25 protein-coding genes and 1 pseudogene are annotated in these 25,006 nt (G+C 61.1%); 8 read left to right on the top strand and 18 right to left on the bottom strand.

Annotation, left to right across the window (positions count from 1 at the left end):
- Positions 1-44 precede the first annotated feature (44 nt).
- The 12 genes and pseudogenes from B8P98_RS24255 to B8P98_RS31250 form a co-directional block, all read right to left on the bottom strand.
- Complete coding sequence (locus B8P98_RS24255) at positions 45-557, bottom strand: 4-hydroxyphenylacetate 3-monooxygenase reductase subunit (protein WP_002887467.1); 513 nt, start codon at positions 555-557, stop codon at positions 45-47.
- A gap of 19 nt (positions 558-576) precedes the next feature.
- Positions 577-2,139 (bottom strand): 4-hydroxyphenylacetate 3-monooxygenase, oxygenase component, encoded by a 1,563-nt coding sequence (gene hpaB / locus B8P98_RS24250; protein WP_095033489.1) that lies wholly within the window; start codon positions 2,137-2,139, stop codon positions 577-579.
- A gap of 224 nt (positions 2,140-2,363) precedes the next feature.
- The gene (gene hpaA / locus B8P98_RS24245; protein WP_025713119.1) at positions 2,364-3,254 is read right to left on the bottom strand and encodes a 4-hydroxyphenylacetate catabolism regulatory protein HpaA; all 891 of its coding nucleotides are present in this window, start codon (positions 3,252-3,254) and stop codon (positions 2,364-2,366) included.
- A gap of 9 nt (positions 3,255-3,263) precedes the next feature.
- The gene (gene hpaX, locus B8P98_RS24240) at positions 3,264-4,640 is read right to left on the bottom strand and encodes a 4-hydroxyphenylacetate permease (protein ID WP_025713118.1); all 1,377 of its coding nucleotides are present in this window, start codon (positions 4,638-4,640) and stop codon (positions 3,264-3,266) included.
- A 118-nt stretch (positions 4,641-4,758) separates the two neighbouring features.
- Positions 4,759-5,550: a 4-hydroxy-2-oxoheptanedioate aldolase gene (gene hpaI / locus B8P98_RS24235; protein ID WP_095033488.1), complete on the bottom strand. Its 792-nt coding sequence runs from the start codon at positions 5,548-5,550 to the stop codon at positions 4,759-4,761.
- 10 nt (positions 5,551-5,560) lie between these two features.
- A complete protein-coding gene (hpaH, locus tag B8P98_RS24230) occupies positions 5,561-6,364 on the bottom strand; it encodes a 2-oxo-hept-4-ene-1,7-dioate hydratase (protein WP_002887487.1) in 804 nt (267 codons plus the stop codon).
- Between the two features lie 108 nt (positions 6,365-6,472).
- Complete coding sequence (locus tag B8P98_RS24225; RefSeq protein ID WP_008807573.1) at positions 6,473-6,853, bottom strand: 5-carboxymethyl-2-hydroxymuconate Delta-isomerase; 381 nt, start codon at positions 6,851-6,853, stop codon at positions 6,473-6,475.
- Between the two features lie 9 nt (positions 6,854-6,862).
- Complete coding sequence (hpaD, locus tag B8P98_RS24220) at positions 6,863-7,720, bottom strand: 3,4-dihydroxyphenylacetate 2,3-dioxygenase (RefSeq protein WP_025713116.1); 858 nt, start codon at positions 7,718-7,720, stop codon at positions 6,863-6,865.
- A 1-nt stretch (position 7,721) separates the two neighbouring features.
- Positions 7,722-9,188 carry a 5-carboxymethyl-2-hydroxymuconate semialdehyde dehydrogenase gene (hpaE, locus tag B8P98_RS24215; RefSeq protein ID WP_008807572.1) on the bottom strand — a complete coding sequence of 489 codons (1,467 nt, stop codon included), beginning with the start codon at positions 9,186-9,188 and terminating at the stop codon, positions 7,722-7,724.
- Positions 9,185-9,949: a fumarylacetoacetate hydrolase family protein gene (locus B8P98_RS24210; protein WP_080898023.1), complete on the bottom strand. Its 765-nt coding sequence runs from the start codon at positions 9,947-9,949 to the stop codon at positions 9,185-9,187. The genes hpaE and B8P98_RS24210 overlap by 4 nt, the downstream gene beginning before the upstream one ends.
- Entirely contained in the window at positions 9,946-10,578 is a 633-nt protein-coding gene (locus B8P98_RS24205) for a fumarylacetoacetate hydrolase family protein (protein WP_025713114.1), read from the bottom strand. Before B8P98_RS24205 ends, B8P98_RS24210 begins: the two co-directional genes overlap by 4 nt.
- A gap of 58 nt (positions 10,579-10,636) precedes the next feature.
- Positions 10,637-10,801 (bottom strand): annotated as a pseudogene (locus B8P98_RS31250) (hypothetical protein).
- Positions 10,802-10,865: 64 nt separating this feature from the next.
- On the opposite strand from B8P98_RS31250, the gene hpaR reads away from it, so the two are divergent.
- Positions 10,866-11,306, top strand: a complete 441-nt coding sequence (gene hpaR, locus B8P98_RS24200) for a homoprotocatechuate degradation operon regulator HpaR (RefSeq protein ID WP_080898022.1) — start codon at positions 10,866-10,868, stop codon at positions 11,304-11,306.
- A gap of 3 nt (positions 11,307-11,309) precedes the next feature.
- Here hpaR and B8P98_RS24195 read toward each other — a convergent pair whose 3' ends face one another.
- From B8P98_RS24195 to B8P98_RS24180, 4 genes are read right to left on the bottom strand one after another with little or no spacing between them, the layout of a single operon-like run.
- Positions 11,310-12,572: an NAD(P)/FAD-dependent oxidoreductase gene (locus tag B8P98_RS24195; protein WP_087805819.1), complete on the bottom strand. Its 1,263-nt coding sequence runs from the start codon at positions 12,570-12,572 to the stop codon at positions 11,310-11,312.
- Positions 12,553-12,816 carry a (2Fe-2S)-binding protein gene (locus tag B8P98_RS24190; RefSeq protein ID WP_045395487.1) on the bottom strand — a complete coding sequence of 88 codons (264 nt, stop codon included), beginning with the start codon at positions 12,814-12,816 and terminating at the stop codon, positions 12,553-12,555. The genes B8P98_RS24195 and B8P98_RS24190 overlap by 20 nt, the downstream gene beginning before the upstream one ends.
- Positions 12,813-13,922 carry an NAD(P)/FAD-dependent oxidoreductase gene (locus tag B8P98_RS24185; protein ID WP_080898020.1) on the bottom strand — a complete coding sequence of 370 codons (1,110 nt, stop codon included), beginning with the start codon at positions 13,920-13,922 and terminating at the stop codon, positions 12,813-12,815. Before B8P98_RS24185 ends, B8P98_RS24190 begins: the two co-directional genes overlap by 4 nt.
- A complete protein-coding gene (locus B8P98_RS24180; protein WP_087805821.1) occupies positions 13,919-14,866 on the bottom strand; it encodes a 4-hydroxyproline epimerase in 948 nt (315 codons plus the stop codon). The genes B8P98_RS24185 and B8P98_RS24180 overlap by 4 nt, the downstream gene beginning before the upstream one ends.
- Positions 14,867-15,176: 310 nt before the next feature.
- Here B8P98_RS24180 and B8P98_RS24175 point away from each other — a divergent pair, with 310 nt between their 5' ends.
- The 5 genes from B8P98_RS24175 (at position 15,177) to B8P98_RS24155 (ending at position 21,337) form a co-directional block, all read left to right on the top strand.
- Positions 15,177-16,001 carry an AraC family transcriptional regulator gene (locus tag B8P98_RS24175; RefSeq protein WP_023288209.1) on the top strand — a complete coding sequence of 275 codons (825 nt, stop codon included), beginning with the start codon at positions 15,177-15,179 and terminating at the stop codon, positions 15,999-16,001.
- 151 nt (positions 16,002-16,152) lie between these two features.
- Positions 16,153-17,073, top strand: coding sequence for a dihydrodipicolinate synthase family protein (locus B8P98_RS24170; RefSeq protein ID WP_008807565.1), 921 nt, complete (start codon positions 16,153-16,155; stop codon positions 17,071-17,073).
- Between the two features lie 14 nt (positions 17,074-17,087).
- Complete coding sequence (locus B8P98_RS24165) at positions 17,088-18,692, top strand: aldehyde dehydrogenase (NADP(+)) (protein WP_080898018.1); 1,605 nt, start codon at positions 17,088-17,090, stop codon at positions 18,690-18,692.
- A 15-nt stretch (positions 18,693-18,707) separates the two neighbouring features.
- Entirely contained in the window at positions 18,708-20,309 is a 1,602-nt protein-coding gene (locus B8P98_RS24160) for an APC family permease (protein ID WP_025713107.1), read from the top strand.
- Positions 20,310-20,320: 11 nt separating this feature from the next.
- Positions 20,321-21,337 carry an Ldh family oxidoreductase gene (locus B8P98_RS24155; protein ID WP_025713106.1) on the top strand — a complete coding sequence of 339 codons (1,017 nt, stop codon included), beginning with the start codon at positions 20,321-20,323 and terminating at the stop codon, positions 21,335-21,337.
- A gap of 385 nt (positions 21,338-21,722) precedes the next feature.
- Here B8P98_RS24155 and B8P98_RS24150 read toward each other — a convergent pair whose 3' ends face one another.
- Together B8P98_RS24150 and B8P98_RS31245 are read right to left on the bottom strand one after the other, a co-directional pair.
- Positions 21,723-22,943: an amino acid deaminase gene (locus B8P98_RS24150; protein WP_025714511.1), complete on the bottom strand. Its 1,221-nt coding sequence runs from the start codon at positions 22,941-22,943 to the stop codon at positions 21,723-21,725.
- A 43-nt stretch (positions 22,944-22,986) separates the two neighbouring features.
- Positions 22,987-23,166 carry a hypothetical protein gene (locus B8P98_RS31245; RefSeq protein WP_042929906.1) on the bottom strand — a complete coding sequence of 60 codons (180 nt, stop codon included), beginning with the start codon at positions 23,164-23,166 and terminating at the stop codon, positions 22,987-22,989.
- Here B8P98_RS31245 and B8P98_RS24140 point away from each other — a divergent pair.
- Both B8P98_RS24140 and B8P98_RS24135 read left to right on the top strand, forming a co-directional pair.
- Positions 23,144-24,583, top strand: coding sequence for an N-acyl-D-amino-acid deacylase family protein (locus tag B8P98_RS24140; protein ID WP_032715954.1), 1,440 nt, complete (start codon positions 23,144-23,146; stop codon positions 24,581-24,583). The genes B8P98_RS31245 and B8P98_RS24140 overlap by 23 nt on opposite strands.
- A 10-nt stretch (positions 24,584-24,593) precedes the next feature.
- A complete protein-coding gene (locus B8P98_RS24135) occupies positions 24,594-24,986 on the top strand; it encodes a RidA family protein (protein ID WP_025714509.1) in 393 nt (130 codons plus the stop codon).
- The last annotated feature ends 20 nt before the right edge of the window (positions 24,987-25,006 follow it).

Below are 25,006 nucleotides of genomic sequence, written 5' to 3'. Positions count from 1 at the left end.
AAAAATAAGGCTCCTCCCCGGGCGGAGAGGAGCAGGCGAGGCCATTACACCGCGACTTCCATTTCCATCATCACCGGGTGAAAACGGCGTTTAAAGTAAATCAGGCCGTGCCCTTGCGGGCTCAGGGTAATATTCCTGATCTCCACCAGATACACCAGGTGGGTGCCGATGGTTTGCACCTGGCTAATCTCGCCTTCGAGGCTGGCCAGCGAGCCTTTCAGCACCGGCTGCCCGAGCGCGCCCTGCTGCCAGCCGCTGAGGGCAAATCGCTCTTCCATCGTCACTCCGGTCATCCCGGCGAAGTGACGGGCCATGATTTCCTGTTCGTGGTTCAGCACGTTGATGCACAACTTGCCGTTGCCCTGAAACACCGGGTTCATCGCGCTGTTGGCGTTGATACAAACCATTACCGATGGCGGCGTATCCGTCACCGAGCACACCGCCGTGGCGGTAATGCCGCAGCGGCCGGCTTCGCCTGCGGTGGTGACAACGTTAACCGCCGCCGACAGGCTGGCCATGGCATCGCGAAAACGCAGGCGTTGTTCATCTAATTGCATTATGACCTCCCGCTGTGAATTACTTCAGCAGCTTATCCAACATGTTGATATCAGCGTTATTGTGCAGATGCGGCACCGTCCAGCCGTTCTGGTCGTACTCGGACAGGCAGCGGTCAACCATCGCCATCATTTTGTCCATATTGCCGGAGCTCTGCGCCTGGCGCAGACACTGCAGGCGAATTTCATCCTGGCTACCGGAGTAGTTGATTTCATACAGTTCATGACGGCCGCCGAATTCGCTGCCGATCGCGTCCCACATCAGTTTGAGGATCTTGATACGTTCAACGTGATCCATACCGTTGGAGCCGCGCACGTACTTCGCCAGATACTGGTCGATCTGCGGGTTGTTCAGATCGCGGGCGCTGGACGGCAGATAAATCAGGCCGCTGGTGACGTTACGCTCGATGATGTTCTTGATCTTGGCGTAGGCCATCGGCGCCATCACGCGATAGGTCTGCAGCGCGGCGTGATCCGGCAGCCATGCGCCGTTGACCCACGGCGTCGCTTCCGAGCACATAGAATCGCTTAACGCCCAGAACATGTTGCGCCACGCCACCACTTCGCCAAGGTCGGCCTGCACGCCGCGGAATTCGAGGGTGCCGGTACATTCCAGAGAGCGCTTCAGCAGGGCGGTGATAAAGTCCAGTTTGACCGCCAGGCGCACGCAGGCCTGCAGCGGGTACATGCGGGCGAAACCGCCTTCCATGGCCCAGCGGCGGCAGCGGTCAAAGTCGCGGTAAATCAGCACGTTCTCCCATGGGATCAGCACCTTATCCATCACCAGAATCGCGTCGTTCTCGTCGAAACGGCTGGAAAGCGGATAGTCGTACGGCGATCCGGTTGCGCCGGCGACCATCTCATAGGAGGCGCGGGAGATAAGCTTGACGCCTTCGGCATCCATCGGTGCGACGAACATCAGCGCGAAGTCCGGGTTCTCGCCCATCACCTGCGCGGAGCCGAAGCCGATCATGTTGTAGTGGGTCAGCGCCGAGTTGGTGGCGACCACTTTCGCGCCGCTAACGATGATCCCGGCATCGGTCTCTTTTTCCAGCTTGATGTAGACGTCCTTCACTTCATCGGCCGGCTTGTGGCGGTCGATCGGCGGGTTGACGATCGCGTGGTTAAAGTACAGGCCGGTTTCCTGAATGCGGGTGTACCAGTTGCGGGCGTTCTGCTCAAACTGGCCGTAAAACGCCGGGTTGGCGCCCAGCGCGCAGCCGAAGGCGGCTTTGTAGTCCGGGGTGCGGCCCATCCAGCCGTAGCTTAAGCGTGACCACTCGGCGATGGCGTCGCGCTGCTGGCGCAGATCGTCGGCGCTTTTCGCCACGCGGAAGAATTTATGGGTGTAGCCGCCGCTGCCGGTATCGGTGCCCCAGCACAGGGAATCCTGCATTTCCGGTTTGTGCAGCGCATCGTACAGCTGAGCGACAGAAGCCGCGGCATTACGGAAAGCCGGGTGGGTGGTGACATCCTTCACGCGCTCGCCGTAAATATAAATTTCGCGGCCATCCTGCAGGCTTTTTAAATACTCTTCACCGGTTAACGGGCGTTTCGCGTCGGCGCGGAAATCTTCAGGTTTCATAGGTGACCTCTTCAGTATTAATCGGAATGCTATGTTAAATTTATGTTTTGTTTTTGTTGTTCAATTGAAGCGGTTATTGCGCTTGCCGTGAAGGGACGTTTGCGACAACGACGGGTACTTTTCAGGCGGGCGTGAATTTTGTGATCTCGGCAGCGTTTGGCGGGCAACGCGGCGCTGAGCCGCCCTGTGGACCGCAGCCCCGTAAGCGCCGCGCCGCCGGGGGATTACGACACCGGTACTTTTTGCGCCCGGTAGCTGCTGGGCGAGCAGCCGACCTGGCGGCTAAAAAAGCGCGCGAAATAGGCGGGATCTTTAAACCCCAGTTGCCAGGCTATCTCATTGACCGCGCTATCGGAGAACAGCAGCAGCCGCTTTGCCTCGCGCAGCTGGCGGTCGAATATCAGCCGCTTCGGCGAACGGTTAGCGAAGCGGCGACAGATATCGGTCAACCGCGATTCGGTCAGATGCAGCTCCCTGGCGTAATCCGGTACCGTCCAGTGTTGATGAAAGTGGCTATCGATCATCTGGTTAAAGCGCTGGAATAATTTCAGCTCGCCGCGCATCCCGCTGGCGGCGTGATCGTCGAGCCTGGCATTACGCAGCAGCAGGGTAAAGACCGCCTGCGCCAGCAGCGCCAGGGTATGCTCCCGCCCCGGCAGCTGGGCGGTGGACTCCCGACGAATCAGCTGCCAGTAGTGCGCCAGCGCCGCCAGCTCGTCGGGTTTATCCGCCAGCGACAGGCAGATCCCCGGCAGGCCGAAGGTCTCCCGCGTGCCGGGATAAAGCACCTCCAGCAGCGGCCAGATAAGTTCTTCGTGCACCGTCAACACGTGACCATCGCTATCGGACTCTGTAATAAAGGCATGCGGCACCGAGGGCGGCGTTATCACAAACAGCGGCGCCTGCACCGAATAGCGATGATCATCGAGCTGCAGCTCAATCTGCCCGGTATCAAGGTAGTGCATCTGGAAATAGCGGTCGTGGCGATGCGCCTGCATGTCGCGGCCAAAAAAGGCCGCCATACGGGAGAACGACTGATAGTGCACCTCTTCGGTGCCCAGACTCTCGTCGTACTCTTTATTGATATCGATATTGGCGATTGGGCTTTGGCACATAGCGGCTCCTTACGGTGTCGCGCGAGGGCGCGAGCCCTTCATCGGAATCGCCCAGATGATCACCGCGCCAATCACCAGCAGTGCGGCGACGAACCACAGCCCGCTGCTGAAGCTGCCGGTAATATCCTTCAGCCAGCCGATCATAAAGGGACTGAGCGCCGATCCGATATTGCCGGTGGCGTTGATCACCGCGATACCGATCGCCCGGGCACGCAGGCTGATGGACTGATCCGGCGTGGTCCAGAAAATAGCCATAGCGCTAAACGATCCGGTGGAGGCCATTACGATCCCGAGCAACTGGATCAGGTTATGATCGGTAGCTGATGCCAGCAGCCAGCCCGCGGCGGCGAACAGGAACGGCAGGGCGGTATGATGCTTCCGCTCCTGGTGCTTATCGGAGTGGCGGCTCCAGTAGATCATCCCGAGAATGGTACAAATCTGCGGGATCGCCGCCAGCAGGCCGATGGTGATATTGCTGCTGCTTTCGTTAAAGCTTTTGAGGATCTGCGGCGTCCAGATGCTGATCGCGCTGAGCGTATTGGTCAGGCAGAAGTAGGCGAGGGTGTACATCAGCACGATCGGAGTAAAGACTTCGCGCCACAGGCTGCGCTGCTGCATGGCGTGATGGCTGATCGCCCCTTCCGGCTGCACCAGGGTCAGGCGATCGTTATCCATCATCTCCTGCAGACATTTTTTGTCCTCCGCCGTCAGCCACCTGGCCTTCGACGGCGAATCATCCAGCCAGAACCAGACCATAATGCCGAGCAGCACCGACGGGAAGCCTTCCAGCAGGAACAGCCACTGCCAGCCGTGCAGGTTCAGCAGACCATCGAGGGACAAGATATAGCCGGAGACGATCGATCCCAGCGCGGTGGTTACCGGCATCGCAATCATAAACAACGCGTTAGCGCGGGCGCGGAAAAAGGCCGGGAACCAGTAGGTCAGGTACAGCAGGATACCCGGCAGGAAACCGGCCTCGGTGATCCCCACCAGCATGCGCAGGACATAGAGACTTTTCGGCCCGGTGGCGAACATGGTGGCGGTAGAGGCGATGCCCCACAGCACCATGATGGTGGCGATCCAGCGTCGTGCGCCGACGATGCTGAGCATTACGTTGCTGGGAATGCCAAAAATGACGTAGGTGGCGTAAAACAGGGTGGTGGCCAGGCCAAACATGGTGGCGTTGAGGCCCAGATCCTGCCCCATGGTTAATCCGGCAAAGCCGATATTGATCCGGTCTAAAAACGAAAAGATAAACAGGACGAATAAAAATACGATCAGACGGCGGAAGAGCTTGTTGATAACCGACTGCTGCTGTGCCGTCAGCTGTTTGTGCTGGTTCGCCGGATCGAACTTTTCCGGGATGGCAGGTGATGTATCGCTCATTATTATTTTCCTCTAATGGGAATTTTGTCGGGTACTGCGGGTTGCCCGGTGGCGCTGCGTTTACCGGGTTTGCGATTCGTTGCTGCTCCAGGCCGGGTGAGCGTAGCATCACCCGGCGTTAGTAGACGCCTGACGAACCCAGGGCAGTTTTTTCCGCGCCAAACCGCGCCGCCAGCGCTTCTGCGCCGCGGGCCAGCAGAGTGGTATCGACGCCGACGGCGACGAACAGCGCGCCCAGTTCGAGATAGCGTTTCGCCAGCTGTTCATTGGCCATCAGGATCCCCGGCGCCTTGCCGGCCTGACGGATTTGCTGGATGGCATCTTCGATAGCGGCCTGCACTTCCGGGTGCTGTGGATTGCCGCCATGGCCCATATCGGCGCTGAGATCCGCCGGACCGATAAACACGCCGTCCACCCCGTCGACATCGAGGATCTGCGGCAGATTTTTCAGCGCTTCGCGGGTCTCAATCTGCACCAGGACGCACATAGCGTCGTTGGCCCGGTGGATATAATCCGGGACGCGATTCCAGCGCGAGGCGCGGGCCAGCGCGCTGCCGACGCCGCGGATGCCGGCAGGCGGGTAGCGAGTGGATCTGACCGCCAGCCGCGCTTCTTCGGCGTTCTGCACCATCGGCACCAGCAGGGTCTGTGCGCCGACGTCCAGCAGCTGTTTGATCTGTACCGGATCGTTCCACGACGGACGCACCACCGGCTGGCTGGGGTAGGGCGCAATGGCCTGAAGCTGGGTCAGCACCGTTTGTACATTATTGGGCGCGTGTTCGCCGTCGATCAGCAGCCAGTCGAAGCCCGCGCCGGCCAGCAGTTCGGCGCTGTAGCTGCTGCACAGCCCAAGCCACAGGCCGATTTGCGGACGCCCGGCCTTGAGCGCCTCTTTAAATGCGTTGTTCATCTTGCTCTCCTCAAACAAAGCGGCAGCTGATGGCGCCCATGTTGCCGTAGTCGACGTGGAAGGTATCGCCCTTGCGCGCCGGGACCGGGCGGGTGAACGAGCCGCCGAGGATAATCTGCCCGGCTTCGAGCTGGACATCGTACGGCGCCAGTTTGTTGGCCAGCCAGGCCACGCCGTTGGCCGGGTGGTTCAGCACGCCCGCGGCGACGCCGGTCTCTTCAATCACGCCGTTGCGATACAGCAGGGCGGAGATCCAGCGCAGGTCGAGCTCATCCGGTTTAATCGGCCGGCCGCCGAGGATCACCCCGGCGTTGGCGGCGTTATCGGAGATGGTGTCGAACACTTTGCGCGGACGCTGGGTTTCCGGGTCGATGTTGTGGCAGCGCGCGTCGATAAGCTCCAGCGCCGGGATAACGTAGTCGGTGGCGTTATAGACATCAAACAGCGTGCAGTTCGGGCCGCGCAGCGGTTTGGCCAGCACGAAGGCCAGCTCGACTTCGATCCGCGGCACGATAAAGCGGTCGGTGGGAATATCGCTGCCGTCGTGGAAGAACATATCGTCGAGCAGCGCGCCGTAGTCCGGCTCGCTGATCTGCGAACTGGCCTGCATCGCTTTAGAGGTCAGGCCAATCTTATGACCTTTGAGCACGCGGCCTTCGGCGATCTTCATTTCGACCCATTCGCGCTGGACGGCGTAGGCGTCCTCAATGGTGATCGACGGATAATCCAGCGAGATCGCGCGGATCTGTTCACGCTGTTTTTCGGCCTGGTTCAGCCGCTGGGCAATCAGGGTGCGGGTCTGTTTATCGAGCATAGTGATTCCTGTGGCATTGTATTGCCGGATGGCGCTTCGCTTATCCGGCCTACAAATTCATGGCCGTTGTAGGCCCGGTAAGCGCAGCGCCACCGGGCAATTTGCACATTATTTAAATAACGCGTGCACGTTGTTCTGTTTGTAGTTCAGCGTCGGGTCGAGCTCTTCCATGGCGAACGACAGCGCCAGATAGCGGCTCTCCATCAGAGCGGCAAAGTGGGCTTTGATCAGCGCGAACAACATATCGCCCACGTCCTGACGGCTCTCCAGGCTACGGCCGGCGCCGATCTTCAGGGTCATATGCACGAAGGCGTAATCCTGCTTGCCGTCGGCCATCTGCCAGGTATCCAGCCAGTGGGCGCGGCTGCGGATCCCACCGATCGGGAAGATGCCGGTGGCGGCCAGCGCCTCGTTGACTTTGGCGAACAGCCCTGGCAGATCGGCCTGTTCGCGGATGTTGTCGGTACATTCGGCGATAAAATGCGGCATACAGCCTCCTTACGCCTGCGCCGGCAGCGGGAACACGGCGTTAACCTGGCCGGTACCGGAGCTGGCGAACAGCTCGGTGATAAACTCCACCTTGCCGTCGTATTTATCCCAACCCAGCAGACCGAGCAGCATCACCGTGTCGTGCATGTTGCCTTCGCCGTAGCAGTAGTCGGCATACTCCGGCAGCATGGTGCAGAACTCTTTGAATTTGCCCTCGCGCCACAGCTTCACCACCCGCTCATCCATCTGATGGTCAAACTCGCGGGTATAGCTGTTCATCCCCTCTTCGGCGCGCTGGTCGTCGATAAAGCGGTGCGACAGCGAACCGCTGGCCAGCACTGCCACGGTGCCGTCGTATTTCTCAATGGCTTTGAGGATGGCTTCGCCCAGCTTGCGGCTGTCGGCAAAATCGTGAACGGTACAGAAGGCCGAAATGGACACCACTTTGAAATGCTTATCGCTATTCATGTAGCGCATCGGCACCAGGGTGCCGTACTCCAGCTTCAGGCTGGGGATATTGTGCGCTTTGGCGCGTACGCCAAGCTTCACCGCCTCGTCGGCGATAAGCTGGCCCAGCTCCGGGTTGCCGTCGTAGTCGTAGGTCATGTCGCGAATAAAATGCGGCAGTTCGTTACTGGTGTAGACGCCCTGGAAATGGTCGGCACAGTTGATGTGGTAGGCGCTGTTGACCAGCCAGTGGGTGTCGAACACGATAATGGTATCGACGCCCATTTCACGGCAGCGCTTGCCAATTTCTTTATGCCCGTCGATCGCGCCCTGACGGCAGCCGTGGTTTTTCCCCGGCAGCTCAGACAGATACATCGACGGCACGTGAGTGATTTTTGCTGCTAACGCTAACTTACCCATATCAGACTCCCCATTTCGGGATCGGATGGTCGCCCATCGAGATGCAGACGTTTTTCATTTCGGCGAACACTTCAAAGCTGTACTCGCCGCCTTCGCGGCCGGTGCCGGAGGCCTTCACGCCGCCGAACGGCTGACGCAGGTCGCGCACGTTCTGGGTGTTGACGAACACCATCCCGGCTTCAATACCGCGCGCCAGACGCAGCACTTTGCTGACGTCCTGGGTCCAGATGTACGACGCCAGGCCGTACTCCACATCGTTAGCCAGGCGCAGCCCTTCCGCTTCGTCTTTGAACGGCAGCAGGCAGGCAACCGGGCCAAAAATCTCTTCCTGGGCGACGCGCATGCGGTTGTCGACATCTGCCAGTACCGTCGGGCGCAGGAAGTTGCCGGCTTTCAGATGCGCCGGCAGGTCGGACGGTTTATCCGCGCCGCCGGCCAGCAGGGTGGCGCCCTCTTCGATACCGAGGCGAATGTAGCCGGACACTTTCTCCCAGTGCTGCTTGCTAATCAGCGCGCCGACCTGGGTATTCGGATCGGTCGGATCGCCTACGCGCAGGCGGTTGGCGCGCTCGGCGAAGCGCTTGACGAACTCCGGATAAATACTCTGCTGAATGAAAATGCGTGAACCGGCGGTGCAGCGTTCGCCGTTGATCGAGAAAATGGTGAACAGCGCGGCGTCGAGCGCCCGCTCAATATCGGCGTCTTCAAAAATCAGCACCGGCGATTTTCCGCCCAGCTCCATGGAGTACTTTTTCAGGCCGGCGTTTTTCATAATGTTGCGGCCGGTGGCGGTGCCGCCGGTGAAGGAGACGGCGCGCACATCATGATGGCGTACCAGCGCGTCGCCAGCGGTGGCGCCATAGCCCTGCACCACGTTGAGCACGCCAGCCGGGATCCCGGCTTCCAGCGCCAGTTCGCCCAGACGATCGGCGGTCAGCGGCGACAGCTCGGACATTTTCAGCACCGCGGTATTGCCCAGCGCCAGGCACGGCGCCACCTTCCAGGTGGCGGTCATAAACGGCACGTTCCACGGCGACACCAGCGCGCAGACGCCAACCGGCTGCACGAGGGTGTAGTTGAGCATCTTGTCGTCGACCGGATAGGTCTTGCCGTTCATCTGCTGGCATACTTCGGCGAAAAATTCGAAATTGTGTGAGGCGCGCGGGATCAGCACGTTTTTGGTCTGGTGGATAGGCAGGCCGGTATCGGCAGTTTCCATCGCCGCGATCTCCGGGACGTTCTGATCGATCAGATCGCCCAGGCGGCGCATCAGGCGCGCGCGCTCTTTCATCGGCAGGTTAGCCCACTTCGGGAAGGCCTCTTTCGCCGCCGCTACCGCCTGGTTGATTTCGGCTTCGCCGCCGGAGGCGACTTCAGCCAGTACCTCGCCGGTGGCCGGGTTGGTGGTATGAAAATAGTCTGCGCCGGCAACGTTTTTACCGTTGATCCAATGGTTAATCTTTTTCATGACAGTGTCTCCTCATACGCTTGCTGGCTGATGATATGGTTGACCAGGCGGCCCACGCCCTCGACTTCAACGATCACCTCATCGCCCGGCACCACATCGGATAGCCCTTTCGGCGTGCCGGTGGCGATCATGTCGCCCGGTTGCAGGGTCATAAATTCGCTTAAATAAGCGATGAGGAACGGGATGCTGAAGATCAGATCGGCGGTGGTGCCCTGCTGGCGCAGTTCGCCGTTGACCCAGGTACGCAGGGCCAGATTATGCGGATCCGGGATCGCCTCTTTGGCGACGATCCACGGGCCGATCGGCGTCAGGGTGTCGCGGCTTTTTACCCGCAGGTTCGGGCGGTAGTAGTTTTCCAGATAGTCGCGGATCGCGTAGTCGTTGCACAGGGTATAGCCAGCGACATAGTACATGGCCTCGGCTTCGCTGACGCGGCGCGCGGTTTTCCCGATCACCACCACCAGTTCGGCTTCGTAGTGCATGTATTCGACGTTATCCGGGCGTACCGACTGCTGCTGGTGGCCAATAAAGGTGTTCGGCGCTTTGATGAACACCAATGGCTCGGTTGGCGGTTTAAACTCCAGCTCGCTGGCGTGGTCGGCGTAGTTGAGCCCCAGCGCGAACAGCGTGCCGTCGGCGGGCGGCAGCCAGCGGAATTCACCTTCTTTCAATACCGTGCCATCGGGCAGGCGCACCTGGTCGCGTTCATCGACCAGCACGTCGCGTACCTGTCCTTGCCATTCAATGCGTGCCTGTTTCATGCCAGCTCTCCTTCTGCGACAACCGGGTTTTCGAGCGCCGGGAAACCGTCGGCGAGAATACGTACGCGGTCGCCGGGGCGCAGCGTGACGCGGGAGTGGGGCGTGCCGATAAGGATCGCGTCGCCGGGATTGAGGGTAGCGAACTCGCTTAAGGCGCTAAGCAGCTGCGCGGCGTTACGCTGCAGATCGCCGGTATGCCAGCTATCCGCCTCGCGGCCGTTGATTTCGGTGATGATGGTCAGGTTATCGACGTTGCGCACCGCCGACAGCGCGCCGATGGGGCAGAAGCCATCGCGGCATTTGGCCTTGATCGCCGGGCGATAAAAACTCTCTTCCGGCAGGCTAACGTCGTTAGCCAGCGCGTAGCCGGCGATATAGTTCGCCGCCTCTTCTGCCGCCACTTTACGCGCGGTTTTGCCGACAATCAGCGCCACCGTCGCGCCGCTTTGTACGGTCTCGCCCTGCGGATGGGGAATGGCTTCGCCGTCGCCAATCACGGTATTACGGGGTTTGATGAACCAGACCGCGGTTTTCGGCGGCGTCTTGTAGGGGGCCTGTTGAAACGCTTCGCGCCAGGCGTCGAGCTGGCTGCGATGATTGAGCGCAACGGCGAAGATGGTACCTTTCATTCACCACTCCTCTGGTACTGATTTCGGATTCGAAGGGATTTCATTAATATGTTAATGATCATCTTTTATGCTTTGCGTAGAGGTTTAGCAACTGGAAGTGAATGTTTTGTGATCGGATTAACACAATATTTACACATCAATAACTTATTGGTTGTTAATCAATGGATTAAGAAATTTTCATTAGAGGGCTGGTACTTTTCAGGTGCAGAAACCGGTTGTACATGGCAGGATTAACGCTAATTATTAAGTTGTTAATAAGTTTTTGATGAGGCCGTTGAGGGGATACTATGCATGATTCATTAACCATTGCCTTGTTGCAGGCGCGTGAGGCAGCGATGGCCTACTTTCGGCCGATCGTCAAACGGCACAATCTCACCGAGCAGCAGTGGCGGATCGTACGTATTCTTGCCGAACACCCGTCGATGGATTTTCACGATCTGGCCTTTCGCGCCTGTATCCTGCGCCCCAGCCTGACCGGGATTTTGACCCGCATGGAGCGGGATGGGCTGGTGCTGCGCTTAAAGCCGGTTAACGATCAGCGCAAACTGTACGTTTCGCTGACGCCTGCCGGTACCGCGCTGTACGAAAGCGCTCAGGCGGAGGTGGAAGAAACCTATCGCCTGCTGGAGGCCCAGTTCACCACGGAAAAGATGCGCCAGCTGACCACGCTGCTGGAGGAGTTTATTGCGCTTGGCGTCCCTGCCGCGCGCGGTGATGAAGAAGAGTAGCGGTTACGGCTCGGCGCTCGGCGGGGCGAGGGCAATAAGCGTTTCCGCGCGGGCGGGGGCCAGCGGTTCTCTCGGCTGCGGCAGCGGCCAGCCGTACAACCAGCGGGCGCTGGCGGCGCAGGTGCGCCCCTGACAGGCGCCCATTCCGCAGCGCTGGGTGAGTTTGGCCTGCGGCCAGCCCCCGGCGGCGTCAACGTCGCCGCAGCGCACATCTTCGCAGCGGCACAGCAGGCTCTCCGGCGTTGCGGCGTTTTTCAAGGACTCCCTCAGCCGGAAGGTACGGTTGATTGCTGCGGCGAAACGCTGCCAGCGGGCGCGACGGGCAAATAACGCCTGCGCTTGATGGCTGGCCCCGGCGGCGGCAAAACCGGCGATTTCGCCCTCCGCCAACGCCAGTTCGCTACCGCCGAAACCGGTGCACTCGCCGGCGGCGTAGATATCCGCGATGCTGGTCTGCTGCCAGCGGTTAACCTGTATCGCCTCCTGCGCCGTGGCGCAGCCGAACAGCAGCGCCGTCTCGATATTGGGTATCAGCCCGTAGCCGATAGCCAGCCGATCGCAGGCGATAGTCCGCTCGACGCCGCGCTGGCGAAGCGTAACGGCTTCCAGCCGCGTTGTACCGTGAGCGCGGATCGCCTGCGCGCCGCTCAGATAGCCTTTCGGGGCCAGCGTCGCTAACTGGCGCAGCTTCTGCGGCCAGCGCCACAGACCGCTGGCGAAGCGCAGCAGCGCCGGGAGCGGCGCTTGCTCAATGATATTCGTCACGTCGCCTCCGGCCTTGTTCACCGTCTCCGCCACCGCCAGCAGTAGCGGACCGCTGCCGGCAATCACCACCTTTTCACCTTTCAGCGTCAGGCCCTGTTTGATTTGCGCCTGCAGGCCGCCCGCGCCGGTCACGCCGGGTAAGGTCCAGCCGGGAAAGGGCAGCGACAGCTCGCGCGCGCCGCAGCAGAGGATCAGTTTCTGCCAGTAAACCACGCCGCCGCCGTCGGCGGTTTCAAACAGCACGCTGTGCGCGGAAGGGCGGGCAATCAGCCGCGCGCCGTTCACTACCCGGATGGCGGCAGACGCGGCGACGGCGTCGCGATAGCGCCGGGCCAGGGCGGGCAGCGTCGCCTGCGGACCCGCGCGCCAGATTTGTCCGCCAGGGGCGGGGTTATCGTCGAGGATGATGACCTGTTTATCGCAGGCGGCGGCGGAGAGTGCGGCCGCCATGCCGGCGGGGCCGGCGCCGAGGATTAAAATGTCACAGCGCAGCGTGTTCATCGCGGCTCCTTTCTATTTGCATACCGGCCCGGCACAGGGTCTGGCAGGCCAGCACCCGTAGGCCATCGACGGCGATCCGGCACTCCTGGCAGACGCCCATGCCGCAAAACGGCGCGCGGAGCTCGCCGTTAACCGCCTGGCGGGTGGTGGGGTCGCCGGTCAACGCCAGCGCCGCCGCCACGCTGATCCCTTCCGGCACCGTCAGAGGCTGGCCATCGACGGTGATGTTGAGAGTGGCCTTCATGCAATCGCCTCCTGTTGACACAAACGTACCGGGAGCCAGGCGTCGGGCGCCAGTGAGCTGCGTTCATCGAGGATCTGCGCCGCCAGCAGTTCGGCCGTGGCCGGCGCGGTGGTGACGCCCAGCCCTTCATGGCCCAGCGCTAACCATACGCCACGGCGAGCGGGGTGCGGGCCGATCAGCGGGTTGCCATCCTGCGAGGCGGCGCGCAGGCCGCTCCAGCAGCGGATGATATTCAACGTCGCCAGCGCCGGCACGAAATGGCGGGCGCGATCGAGCATCTGCGCCAGCAGGGGCAGATCCAACTCGCGCTCGCGGTTATCAAACTGACGCGAAGAGCCAATCAGCAGCTGGCCGGTGGGCCGCGGCTGAAGGTTAAACGCCACTGAGGTGCCGCCGCCGTGGGCGCTGGCGCCGTAGCCCAGTTCAACCAGCTGGTGCTGCACTAGCGGCCGATAGCGATCGGTAATCGCCAGTTGGCCTTTTTTCGGTCGCAGCCAGTTTTCCGCTAACAGCACATTGGCTTCAAGGCCGCAGGCCACCACGATCGCTCGCGCCTGTAGCCGTTGGCCGCTGGCGAGCAGCACCTGCGGCTCGTCAATCGTCTGTACGCTATCGCGCAGGCAGGTAAGATGGTCTCCGGCATCGGTAATCAACCAGCGGGCGACGTTCGGCGCGTAGACGATGCCATCGCCCGGCACCCACAGCCCGCCGGCCAGCCCGCCGCGCAGCAGCGGCTCGCGCCCGGCGATCTGCTGCGGAGTCTGGAGTTCGCTGTGCACCTGATGGCCGGCCATCCGCCGCTGTTTGTCGTCGGCGACGGTCATCTCTTCTTCGCTTTCCGCCAGCCACAGCGTGCCGCAGCCGCGCCAGGCGCAATTGTCGGGCATCCGCGGCGTGATAGCGCGCCAGCGTTCCAGCGACCACGCCGACAAGGCAAGCTCGGCGGGGTCATCATCCATGCACACCAGATGACCCATACCGGCCGCCGTGGCGCCGGGCTGACCGTTATCGATAAGCGTCACGCTTTGCCCCCGCTTCGCCAGCTGCCACGCGCAGGCGGCGCCGATGATCCCGGCGCCGATCACGATGACGTCGCACTGCTTCACGGCGCGATCCCCCAGCAGAAGGGATCGTCAGGGTTGAGGATCAATTGGTTATCGCCGCAGATCCAGGCTTCGCCGCGGATCGTGGGGATGATGCCTTCCGCGGTGCGCTGGTAGCTGGCGGTAAACTGGCTGCCGATGATGCTGGCCTGACGCCATATTTCCCCCGGCTGCAGCTTGCCATCCTGCGCCAGACAGGCCAGCTTGGCGCTGGTGCCGGTACCGCACGGCGAGCGATCCCAGGCCTTTCCCGGGCAGAGTACGAAGCTGCGGCTGTCGGCGGTATCGTCATCGGCGAAGAGTTCGATATGGTCGATAACGCCGCCGTCGTCGCCGCAGATCCCCGCGGCTTCCAGCCCCTCGCGCACTGCCCAGGCGTAGTCGGTGAGCTGTGGAATTTGTTCGGGGGTAATGGCGAACGGGTGGTCGTTAATCAGGAAAAACCAGTTACCGCCCCAGGCAATATCGCCGATGACGGGACCCAGCGCGGTTTCAACGCGGATCTGTTTTTTCCAGCGACGGGCCGGGACGTTTTGCACCGATACGCTGCCATCGTCGTGCAACGTGGCGCTTACGTCGCCGACCGGCGTTTCAATCAGATGTACGCCAGGCTTGATACGCCCAAGCCAGGCCAGCGAGGCGATAAGCCCGATGGTGCCGTGGCCGCACATATTCAGAAAACCGGCGTTGTTGAAGAAAATCACCCCAGCGGTAGCCGCCGCCGAGACCGGTTTGCACAGCAGCGCGCCGACCAGTACGTCATTGCCGCGCGGTTCAAGAATGGCCGCCTGACGCCAATGGTCGAAGTCGCGGGCGAAGCGGTCGCGGCGCTCCGCCATGCTGCCGTCGCCGAGGTCAGGGAAGCCGTCAACGATCAGGCGGGTCGGTTCGCCGCCGGTATGTGAATCGATAGCTCTCAGCGTAACAGGGGGGCGTGGCGCGGTCATCAGACTCTCCGGAAGTTAACAACATGTTTCATCATGCTGGCGCAACCTTTCCCGGCCTGCTTGAGCGCTTTCGTCAGAGAAAATGACGAAATCTGCATAGTACTGAGCGCAGTATATTTCTATTTCACATAGTTATTTCTTATTAATCATTTGCTTAATGCTGTGGTAAACCGAAAGTGACCATTGCGCCAGTGGCTAAATTAGGGGAAGGCGTAAAGCGGATCCAGGATCGCAAATCCAGCGCTTGCTGCTTGTGGTGTTAACGGAAAGTGAATAAATATCCTTCGGTCACTTACCATGAGGAGGCCTTATGATCGGTGTTTCTGATGCGGCGCCGCCGCGCGCGGTTAACCAACCTGAGCTGGCCGTCGATGAGCTGAGCCAGATCTGCGAAGGGCTGGCGCGCCAGCGGCCGGAAAATATGCCGGCGCTGCTGAATGCGCTGGCGCTGATTGCGCCCCTGCTCAATGCCATTCCTAATGTGGTCTTTTTTATCAAAGATCGCCAGGCGCGTTATTTGTTGGCGAACCTGACGCTGGCCCGCCGCTGTGGTTTTAAAAGCGTCTCCTCGCTGCTGGGCAAAACCTCCGCCGATGTCTTTCCTTCCGCGCTGGGCCAGGGTTACACCGAGCAGGATCTTCGGGTACTACGGGAAGGCGTGACCCTGCGCGATCAGCTGGAAATGCATCTCTACAACGGCCGCGAGCGCGGCTGGTGCCTGACGCAGAAACTGGCGCTACGCGATATCAGCGGCCAGGTGATCGGCATGGCCGGGATCTCGCACGATCTGCAGGAGGCCCACGCCCGCCATCCGGCATGGCAGCGGCTGGCGATCGTCGACGATCATATCCGCCGCCACTATCACCGGCCGATCGCCATGGAAGAGTTAACCGCCTTAAGCGGGATGTCGATTGCGCAGATCGAACGCTACTGCAAGCGGATCTTTCATCTCACCCCGCGGCAGATGATCCACAAAGTGCGGCTGGAAAAAGCCACCGAACTGCTGGCCGGCGATACGCCGATTACCGATATCGCCCTGCAGTGCGGCTATACCGATCACAGCGCTTTTAGCCGCCAGTTCAAGGCGATGACCGGCTCGACGCCGCGCGATTTTCGCCTCACGCTGCTCGGATAAACGCTGGCTCACACTTTTGCCGACTGTGCTAATTTCGTCATCGTATTGAGGGAAAACCGACAAGCCGCCGGTTCCGCGACACGTCAATCTGTCAGTGAATATTCACCATTCATTCACTTCGACTTAACAAAATGACGACAAGGAACCGAGCATGAGCAAAAAAGCGATTCACTGGAGCGGCGTATTCCCGGCGGTCAGCACGCAGTTTCGTAGCGATTACTCCCTCGATTTAGACGCCACTCACGCGGTGATGAAAAACCTGGTGAAAGATGGCGTTTCCGGGCTGGTGGTGTGCGGCAGCGTCGGTGAAAACACCTCGCTGAGCACCGATGAAAAACTGCAGATTATCGAGGTGGCGAAGGATGCCGCCGGCGGCAAAATTCCGGTTATCGCCGGGGTGGCCGAGTTCACCACCGCCTTTGCCCAGAAAATGGCGAAAGAGGCGGAGCGCGTCGGCGTCGACGGGATCATGGTGATGCCGGCGCTGGTCTACTCCTCAAAACCGCATGAAACCGCGGCCCACTTCCGCAGCGTGGCGAGCGCTACCGACCTGCCGATTATGGTCTACAACAACCCGCCGATTTACAAAAACGACGTGACGCCGGACATTCTCGCCACCCTGACCGACTGCGACAACATCGTCTGCTTTAAAGACTCCTCCGGCGATACCCGCCGCTTTATCGACCTGCGTAACACCGTTGGCGACCGCTTCGTGCTGTTTGCCGGGCTGGATGACGTGGTGGTGGAAAGCATCGCCGTCGGCGCGGAAGGCTGGATCTCCGGGATGTCCAACGCCTTCCCGCGCGAAGGGGAAACGTTATTCCGTCTCGCCCGTCAGCAGCGTTACGAAGAGGCGATGGCGCTGTACCGCTGGTTCATGCCGCTGCTGCATCTCGATGCGCGTCCGGATCTGGTGCAGTGCATCAAGCTGTGTGAAGAGTTGCTGGGCCGCGGTAGCGCCATTACCCGTCCGCCGCGTCTGGCGCTGGAAGGCGAAACGCGCCAGCAGGTGGTGGCGATCGTTGAACAGGCGCTGGCGACGCGTCCGACGCTGCCGGATGTCGGCCTCTGAGCACAGGAGTCAATATGAATGCATCTCAGACCACGGCGGGACGGCAGTTTATTGCCGGACGCCGCATTGCCAGCGGTGAGGCGACGCTATTGAGCCTACGGGCGGTGGACGGCGAAGCCACCGGCCACCGCTTTTATCCGGCTTCACGCGAGGAAGCCGCTCAGGCCGCAGAAGCCGCGCAGCAGGCCTTTGCCGTCTATTCACAAACCACGCCGCAGCAGCGGGCGCGCTTTCTCAACGCCATTGCAGATGAACTGGATACGCTGGGCGAGGCGTTTTTTGCACTCGCCGGACAGGAGACCGCGCTGCCGCTGGCGCGGCTGCAGGGTGAACGGGCGCGCACCAGCGGCCAGCTGAGAATGTTTGCTGGCGTGATTCAGCGCGGCGATACCTTCGCCGCCCGTATTGATACCGCCTTAGCCGACCGTCAGCCGCTGCCGCGCCCGGACCTGCGCCAGTATCAGCAGGCGTTAGGGCCGGTGGCGGTGTTTGGCGCCAGCAACTTTCCGTTGGCCTTTTCCACCGCCGGCGGCGATACCGCCTCGGCGCTGGCGGCTGGCTGCCCGGTAGTGGTGAAGGCCCATCCGGGCCATATGGCCACTGCCGAGCTGACCGCTGAAGCGATCGTCCGGGCGGTAGTGCGGTGCGGTTTACCCGGCGGCGTATTCAATATGATTTTCGGGACCGATATTGGCGCCGAATTGGTCCGCCATCCGGCGATTCAGGCCGTTGGCTTTACCGGTTCGCTGGCCGGTGGTAAGGCGCTGTATCAGCTGGCGCAGCAGCGCCCGCAGCCAATCCCGCTGTTTGCTGAAATGTCGGCGATTAACCCATTGATTATTCTGCCGCAGGCGCTGCAGACGCGGGCCGAGGCGCTGGCGAACGAGCTGGTGGCGTCATTCACCCTCGGCGGCGGCCAGTTCTGTACCCGTCCGGGGTTGATTCTGGCGCTGCGCGGCGCCGGGCTGGAACGCTTTAAGTCGGCGCTGTGCGCGACGGTAGCGGGCTCTTCGCCGCAGGTGTTGCTCAATGCGCCGACCCTTCAGCACTACCGCCAGGGCGTGGCGGCGCTGGCGGTGCACCCGCGTATCGAGAAGCTGGCGAGCGGCATCGCTGCCGGCGCCGGGCAGGCGCAGACCCTGCTGTGGCAGGCTCAGGCCGAGGATCTACTGGCGCAGGATACGCTGCTGCAGACTGAGGTTTTCGGCCCGTTATCGCTACTGGTGGAAGTGGACGACATGGCCCAGCTGCAGGCGGTGGTGAAAGCGCTGCAGGGGCAGCTCACCGCGACGCTGCATGCCGAGGCGGATGATGGCCCGCTGGCGGCGAGCCTGCTACCGCTGCTTTGCGAAAAAGCCGGACGGGTACTGTTTAACGGTTATCCCACCGGCGTGGAAGTGTGCGATGCGATGGTCCACGGCGGCCCGTGGCCGGCGACCACCGACGCGCGCGGGACCTCGGTTGGCAGCCGGGCGATTGAACGCTTTCTGCGCCCGGTCTGTCTGCAGAATGCGCCCGCCGCCCTGTTACCGCCGGCGCTGCAGGATGCGAACCCTTTGAACCTGCTGCGCCTGGTCAACGGCCAGTGGACCCGGGAAGCGATTTCTTCCTCTCATTGACGCAAGGGCATCACCATGACCATTCACACTACGCATAACAGTCAAACCCGCGTTGTTGAGTCGGGTAAGTTTAAAAAACAGCTGACCCTGACCGATCTCACGTTTATCGGCCTGGGCGCGATTTTCGGCTCCGGATGGTTATTCGCCGCCAGCCACGTGGCCTCTATCGCCGGTCCGGCCGGGATCGCGTCGTGGGTGATCGGCGGCTTTGCGGTATTGCTACTGGGGATTGTCTACTGCGAGCTGGGGGCGGCGCTGCCGCGCGCCGGCGGCATTATTCGCTACCCGGTCTTTTCCCACGGCGAGCTGATGGGCTATCTGCTGGGGTTCATCACCCTGATCGCGTTCTCCAGCCTGATCTCGATTGAAATCGTCGCCGCCCGGCAATATGCCGCGGCCTGGTTTCCGGCGTTGACCCAGCCGGGTTCCAGTTCACCGACGCTGCTGGGGTGGGTGGTGCAGTTCCTGCTGCTCTGTTTCTTCTTTGCGCTGAACTACTACAGCGTCAAGACCTTCGCCCGGTCGAACAACTTCATCAGCGTGCTCAAGTTTCTGGTGCCGCTGCTGGTGGTGGTGACGCTATTCGCCTTCTTTAAACCGGAGAACCTGCACGCTCAGGGTATTGCGCCATTCGGCATGTCCGGGGTGGAAGCGGCCATCAGCGCGGGGGGAATTATCTTCGCTTATCTGGGATTGACGCCGATTATCTCGGTAGCCAGCGAAGTGCAAAAGCCGCAGCGGACTATCCCTATTGCGTTGATTTTATCAGTGGTGCTGTCGACGATTATCTACGTGCTGCTGCAGCTGGCGTTCCTTGGCAGTATCCCTACCGAGATGCTGAGCGGCGGTTGGGCCGAGGTGAGCAAACAGTTCTCGCTGCCGTATCGCGATATCGCTATTACCCTCGGCATGGGCTGGCTGGCCTTTATGGTGATAAGCGATGCGATCATCTCCCCGAGCGGCACCGGCAATATCTATATGAACGCGACGCCGCGGGTGATCTACGGCTGGGCGAAGGCGGGTACCTTCTTTAAAGCCTTTACCCATATTGATAAAACGTCCGGTATTCCGCGCCCGGCGCTATGGCTGACTTTTGGACTGTCGATTTTCTGGACGCTGCCGTTCCCCTCCTGGGAACAGCTGATTAGCGTGGTGTCGGCTGCCCTGGTGCTGAGCTACGCCATCGCCCCGGTAACCGCCGCCGGGCTGCGCCGCAACGCGCCGGATCTGCCGCGGCCGTTCCGCGTGCGCGCCTTCGGCATCATCGGCCCGGTATCGTTTATGATCTCGGCGCTGATTGTCTACTGGTCCGGCTGGAATACGCTCTCGTGGCTGTTGGGGCTGCAAATCGTGATGTTTGTCGTCTATGTGATGTGCAAAGGTAAGGTGCCGGAACATACCGTGAGCCTGGCGCAGCAGGTGAAATCGTCGCTGTGGCTGATCGTTTTTTATGCGTTGATTATCCTCTTTTCCTGGCTGGGCAGCTTCGGCGGGCTTAATGTCATAGGTCACCCCTGGGATACGGTGCTGGTGGCGGCGATGTCGTTGGGGATTTACTACTGGGGCGCGCGCAGCTGCCTGCCGCAGGCTAACTTTAGCGGAGACGAAGAAGAGTAAAGGAGAACAGTATGGAGTCGGTAACTCTATCGTTACCTGAAGCTTATGACCTGGCGTTAGAGGTACTCAGCGCCAATGGATTTAGCGCCGACCACGCGGCGGCCATTGCACGTAATGTGGCCGCCGGGGAGCGCGACGGCTGCGCTTCCCACGGCCTGTGGCGGCTGTTGGGCATTGTCGATACCTTGCGTAAAGGCAAGGTATCGCCTGATGCCGAGCCGCAAATCCACGACCAGGCGCCGGCGATTGCGCGGGCGGACGCCGGCGGCGCTTTTTCGCTGCTGGCCTACGAGCGCGCGCTGCCGCTGTTGCTGGAGAAGGCGCGGCACAGCGGCATTGCGGCGTTGGCGATTAACCGCTGCGTCCATTTTTCCGCACTGTTTGCCGATATTGAGCCGTTGACCGAGGCAGGGCTGGTGGGGCTGGCCTGTACGCCAAGCCACGCCTGGGTCGCCCCAGCGGGCGGCACGCGTCCGCTGTTCGGCACCAACCCTATCGCTTTTGGCTGGCCGCGACGGGACAAACCGCCGTTTATTGTTGATATGGCGACCAGCGCCGCGGCGCGCGGCGAGATCCAGCTGCATCAGCGTGCCGGCAAAGCGCTACCGCAAGGATGGGGAATCGACAGTCAGGGACAGCCGACGACCGATGCCGCGGAGGTGCTAAATGGCGCAATGTTAACCTTTGGCGGCCATAAGGGCTCGGCGCTGGCGGCTATGGTTGAGCTGCTGGCCGGGCCGCTTATCGGCGATATGACCAGCGCCGAATCGCTGGCGTGGGATAACGGCGCGGGCGGTCTTCCCTACGGCGGGGAGCTGATCCTGGCGCTGGATCCGCAACGCTTTCTCGGCGCGCAGGCACCAGAGCAGCTGGCGCGCGCCGAAACGCTGTTCATGGGTATGCAGGAACAAGGGGCGCGGCTGCCGGGCGAGCGGCGTTTCGCCTGCCGTCAGCAGAGTGAGCGGCAGGGGGTCACCATCAGCCGTTCATTGCATGATGAGATTTGCGCCTTGCGCCAGGGCGAGTAAGGCGCGAAGCGCCGCTACCCGGGACATCCCCCGGCTTGCGCTACGCTTAGCCGGGCTACCGAACGTCGCGGGTTGTGTAGCCGGGGTAAGGCGCGAAGCGCCGCTACCCGGGACATACCCCGGCTTGCGCTACGCTTAACTGGGCTACCGAACGTCGCGGGTTGTGTAGCCCGGGCAAGGTGCGAAGCGCCGCCATCCAGGACATACCCGGCTTGCGCTACGCTTAGCCGGGCTACCGAACGTCGCGGGTTGTGTAGCCCGGGTAAGGCGCGGAGCGCCGCCACCCGGGACATTCCCCGGATTTAGCTACGCTTAGCCGGGCTACCGAACGTTGCAGGTTATGTAGCCCGGGTAAGGCGCGAAGCGCCGCCACCCGGGATATCTGTCAAAACAGCGTGTCGAGCTCGTCCAGCACGTTGTAGTCGTCATCGACCAGCAGCAACGTCTTCCACTTATCAAAGGTCAGACACGGGTGCGAGGTGCCGAACAGCAGAATATCGCCGACCTGCACATCGCTGCCCGGCGCCAGGCGCAGCATACAGTGCTGATCCATGATGCCGATACTGACGATCGACTCCGCGCGCAGCGCTAACTGCTGGCCGTTACGATAATGGGCGATCGGCTGCGGCAGCCCAGCGTCGAACGCACAGTCGCGCTTGCCGAAATTCACCACCGCGCGATCCGCCTCCGGCACCGATTGCACCATCGCCATCAGCTCCAGCGCTGAAGTGAGATCGCCGGCGAGATCGCAGGCAATCGGATCGCGGGCGATCAGCGCTTGTTGTGCGAGATCGTAGATCCCGCGATCGTGGGTGATATAACAGCCAGGGCGAATAACGATACGGCAGCGGCGCGGTTTTGCCGCCGCCAGCCAGATGTTGCACACCACGTCATACCAGACGGTGCCCGCGCCGGTGAGAATAAATTCGCCGTCAACCAGCGGCTCCATGCGGCAGGCAAGCGCCGCGGCCTGTTGTAATAACGCTTCCACCTGCGGTTGCGGATCGTCGCCGTGCAGCACCCCTTCATACAATTCCAGTCCGCGTAGCCGTAACCCCGGCAGGTCGCTTACCCGCTGCGCCAGCGCCAGCGCGTCATCGACGCTACGACAGCCGCATCGCCCGCCCGGCACGCCAAGTTCAATCAGCACATCCAGCGTTTGCCCCTGGGCGGCAAAGAACGCGGAGAGGGCGCGCACATTGGCCTCGCTATCGACGCAGCAGATAAAATCCACCGCCCGATAGTGGGCTTTTAGCTGCGCGACCACCTGCATATTGGCCTTGCCGACCAGCTGATTGACCATCAGGACGCGTTGAATGCCGCTGGCCATCGCCGCGCTGGCCTGCCAGGCGCTACCCACGCCGATCCCCCACGCTCCCGCTCGCTGCTGCGCCTGAAATATCCATGGCGTCATTGTCGTTTTACCATGCGGCGCCAGCGACACGCCGCGGGCGTCGGCATAGCGCTGCATCCATGAAATATTGTTTTCCAGTGCCGACTTTTTTAACAGCGCGGCGGGCAGACAGACCTCTTCCGCCAGCAGATTAGCCGGCGCGGACATGAGGGCGGATTTGTGCGGGATGAGCGGTGCTGAATGGTATTTCATAACACCATCCTTTCAGGGGTCATAATCGGTTAGTCTCTTGGTATCATTTATAACTATTTGATAAATATATTTTTAATATAAAAATGTTATTCGTTTTGAATAAAAGTATCACAAAATGATCTGGGTTTTGCGTAGTTTTCCACTGTTTTTTGCGCTTGTAAATGGTTAACTTATCGGCATGTCGAAAGGGAGTAATTGCTATGAAAGTTGACTGGCTTTTCAAAAACGTCACGGTGATCGACGGGAGCGGCGGGCCGCAATACCGTGCTGATGTGGCGGTGAAGGGCGACCGAATAATGGCTATCGCCCCGGCGCTGGATGTCGCGGCGGAGCAGGTGATTGATGGCCAGGGGCGGGTACTGGCGCCGGGCTTTATTGATGTGCATACCCATGATGATATCAACGTTATCCGTATGCCTGAGTACTTGCCGAAACTCAGCCAGGGGGTGACGACGGTGATCGTCGGCAACTGCGGGATTAGCGCGGCGACCGCCACTATGCGCGGCGAAGTGCCGGACCCGATGAATCTCCTCGGCGAGCAGCAGCACTTTATCTATCCCACCGTGGAGGCTTATGCCCATGCGGTGGAAGCGGCGCGGCCGTCGCTGAACGTCGGCACGTTAATCGGCCACACCGCGCTGCGTAATAACCATATGGACGATCTGTTTCGGCCGGCGAACGAGACGGAAATCGCCGGCATGCGCGTACAGCTACGCGATGCGCTGCGCCAGGGGGCATTAGGGCTCAGTACCGGGCTGGCCTATGCCAGCGCTTTCCAGTCGACCACCGAAGAGGTGATGGCGCTGGCGGAAGAGCTAGCCGCCGGGAAGGGGGTCTATACCACCCATTTACGCTCGGAGTTTGAGCCGATTCTCGAGGCGCTGGACGAAGCCTTCCGTATCGGCCGTCACGGCAACGTGCCGGTGGTGGTTTCGCACCACAAGTGCGCCGGGGCGAAAAACTGGGGGCGTACCAAAGAGACGCTGGCGTTTTTCGATGAGATGCGCCAGCAGCAGGATATCGCCTGCGACTGTTATCCCTACTCCGCCAGCTCGTCGACGCTGGATATGAAACAGGTGACCGATGAGTTTGATATCGTGATCACCTGGTCCGAAGCGCAGCCGGAGCAGGCGGGGAAAACGCTGCAGCAGATCGCCGATGAGTGGCAGGTGAGCCTGCACGACGCCGCGGCGCGGCTGATGCCGGCGGGCGCTATCTACTACAACATGGATGAACAGGACGTACGGCGGGTGATGCGCTATCCGGTCACCATGATTGGCTCTGACGGGCTGCCGAACGATCCGATGCCGCATCCGCGCCTGTGGGGCGCCTTCCCGCGGGTACTCGGCCACTATAGCCGCGACGAGCAGCTATTCCCGCTGACTACCGCGGTACACAAGATGACCGGGCTGTCGGCGGCGCGCTTCCAGTTGGCGGATCGCGGGCTGGTGAAAATTGGCTACTTCGCTGACCTGGTGCTGTTTGACCCGCAGACGGTGCGCGATGTCGCCAGTTTCTCCGATCCGAAACGACCGGCGGACGGCATTGAGGCGGTGATGGTCAACGGCGTGATGAGCTACGGCAGTGATAAGAAAATTACCGGGCGGGCAGGGCGTTTCCTGCGCCGTCGGATGGACTAAGGAGTTGAGTATGAGTATCAAACGTTATGGCGTAGAAGGCGGTACCGGCACCGGCGGTCAGCATCTGCCGTTTGCCCGCGCGGTGGAAGCCGGCGGCTGGCTATATGTCTCCGGGCAGACGCCGATGAAAAATGGCGAAGTCGTAGAAGGCGGCATCGTCGAACAATCGCGGCTGGCGATCCAGAACTGCGTCGACATCATGAGCGAAGCCGGTTACGGCCTGGCGGACGTGGTACACGTGAAAGTGATCCTCACCGACGCGCGCTATTTCCAGTCGTTCAATAAGGTATTTCGCGAGTTCTTTGGCGATAATCCGCCAGCGCGCATTTGCTGCGTGGCTGACCTGGTGGTGGATTGCAAAGTTGAAGTGGATGTGACCTGTTTTAACGCTGCGCGTCTGTAACGCCTGACGGCAAAAAAATA

Origin of the sequence: Klebsiella quasivariicola (genome assembly GCF_002269255.1) — a bacterium.
Lineage (GTDB): Bacteria > Pseudomonadota > Gammaproteobacteria > Enterobacterales > Enterobacteriaceae > Klebsiella > Klebsiella quasivariicola.
Note: the sequence above shows the minus strand (reverse complement) of the source record. Positions and strands in the feature narration are given on the sequence as shown.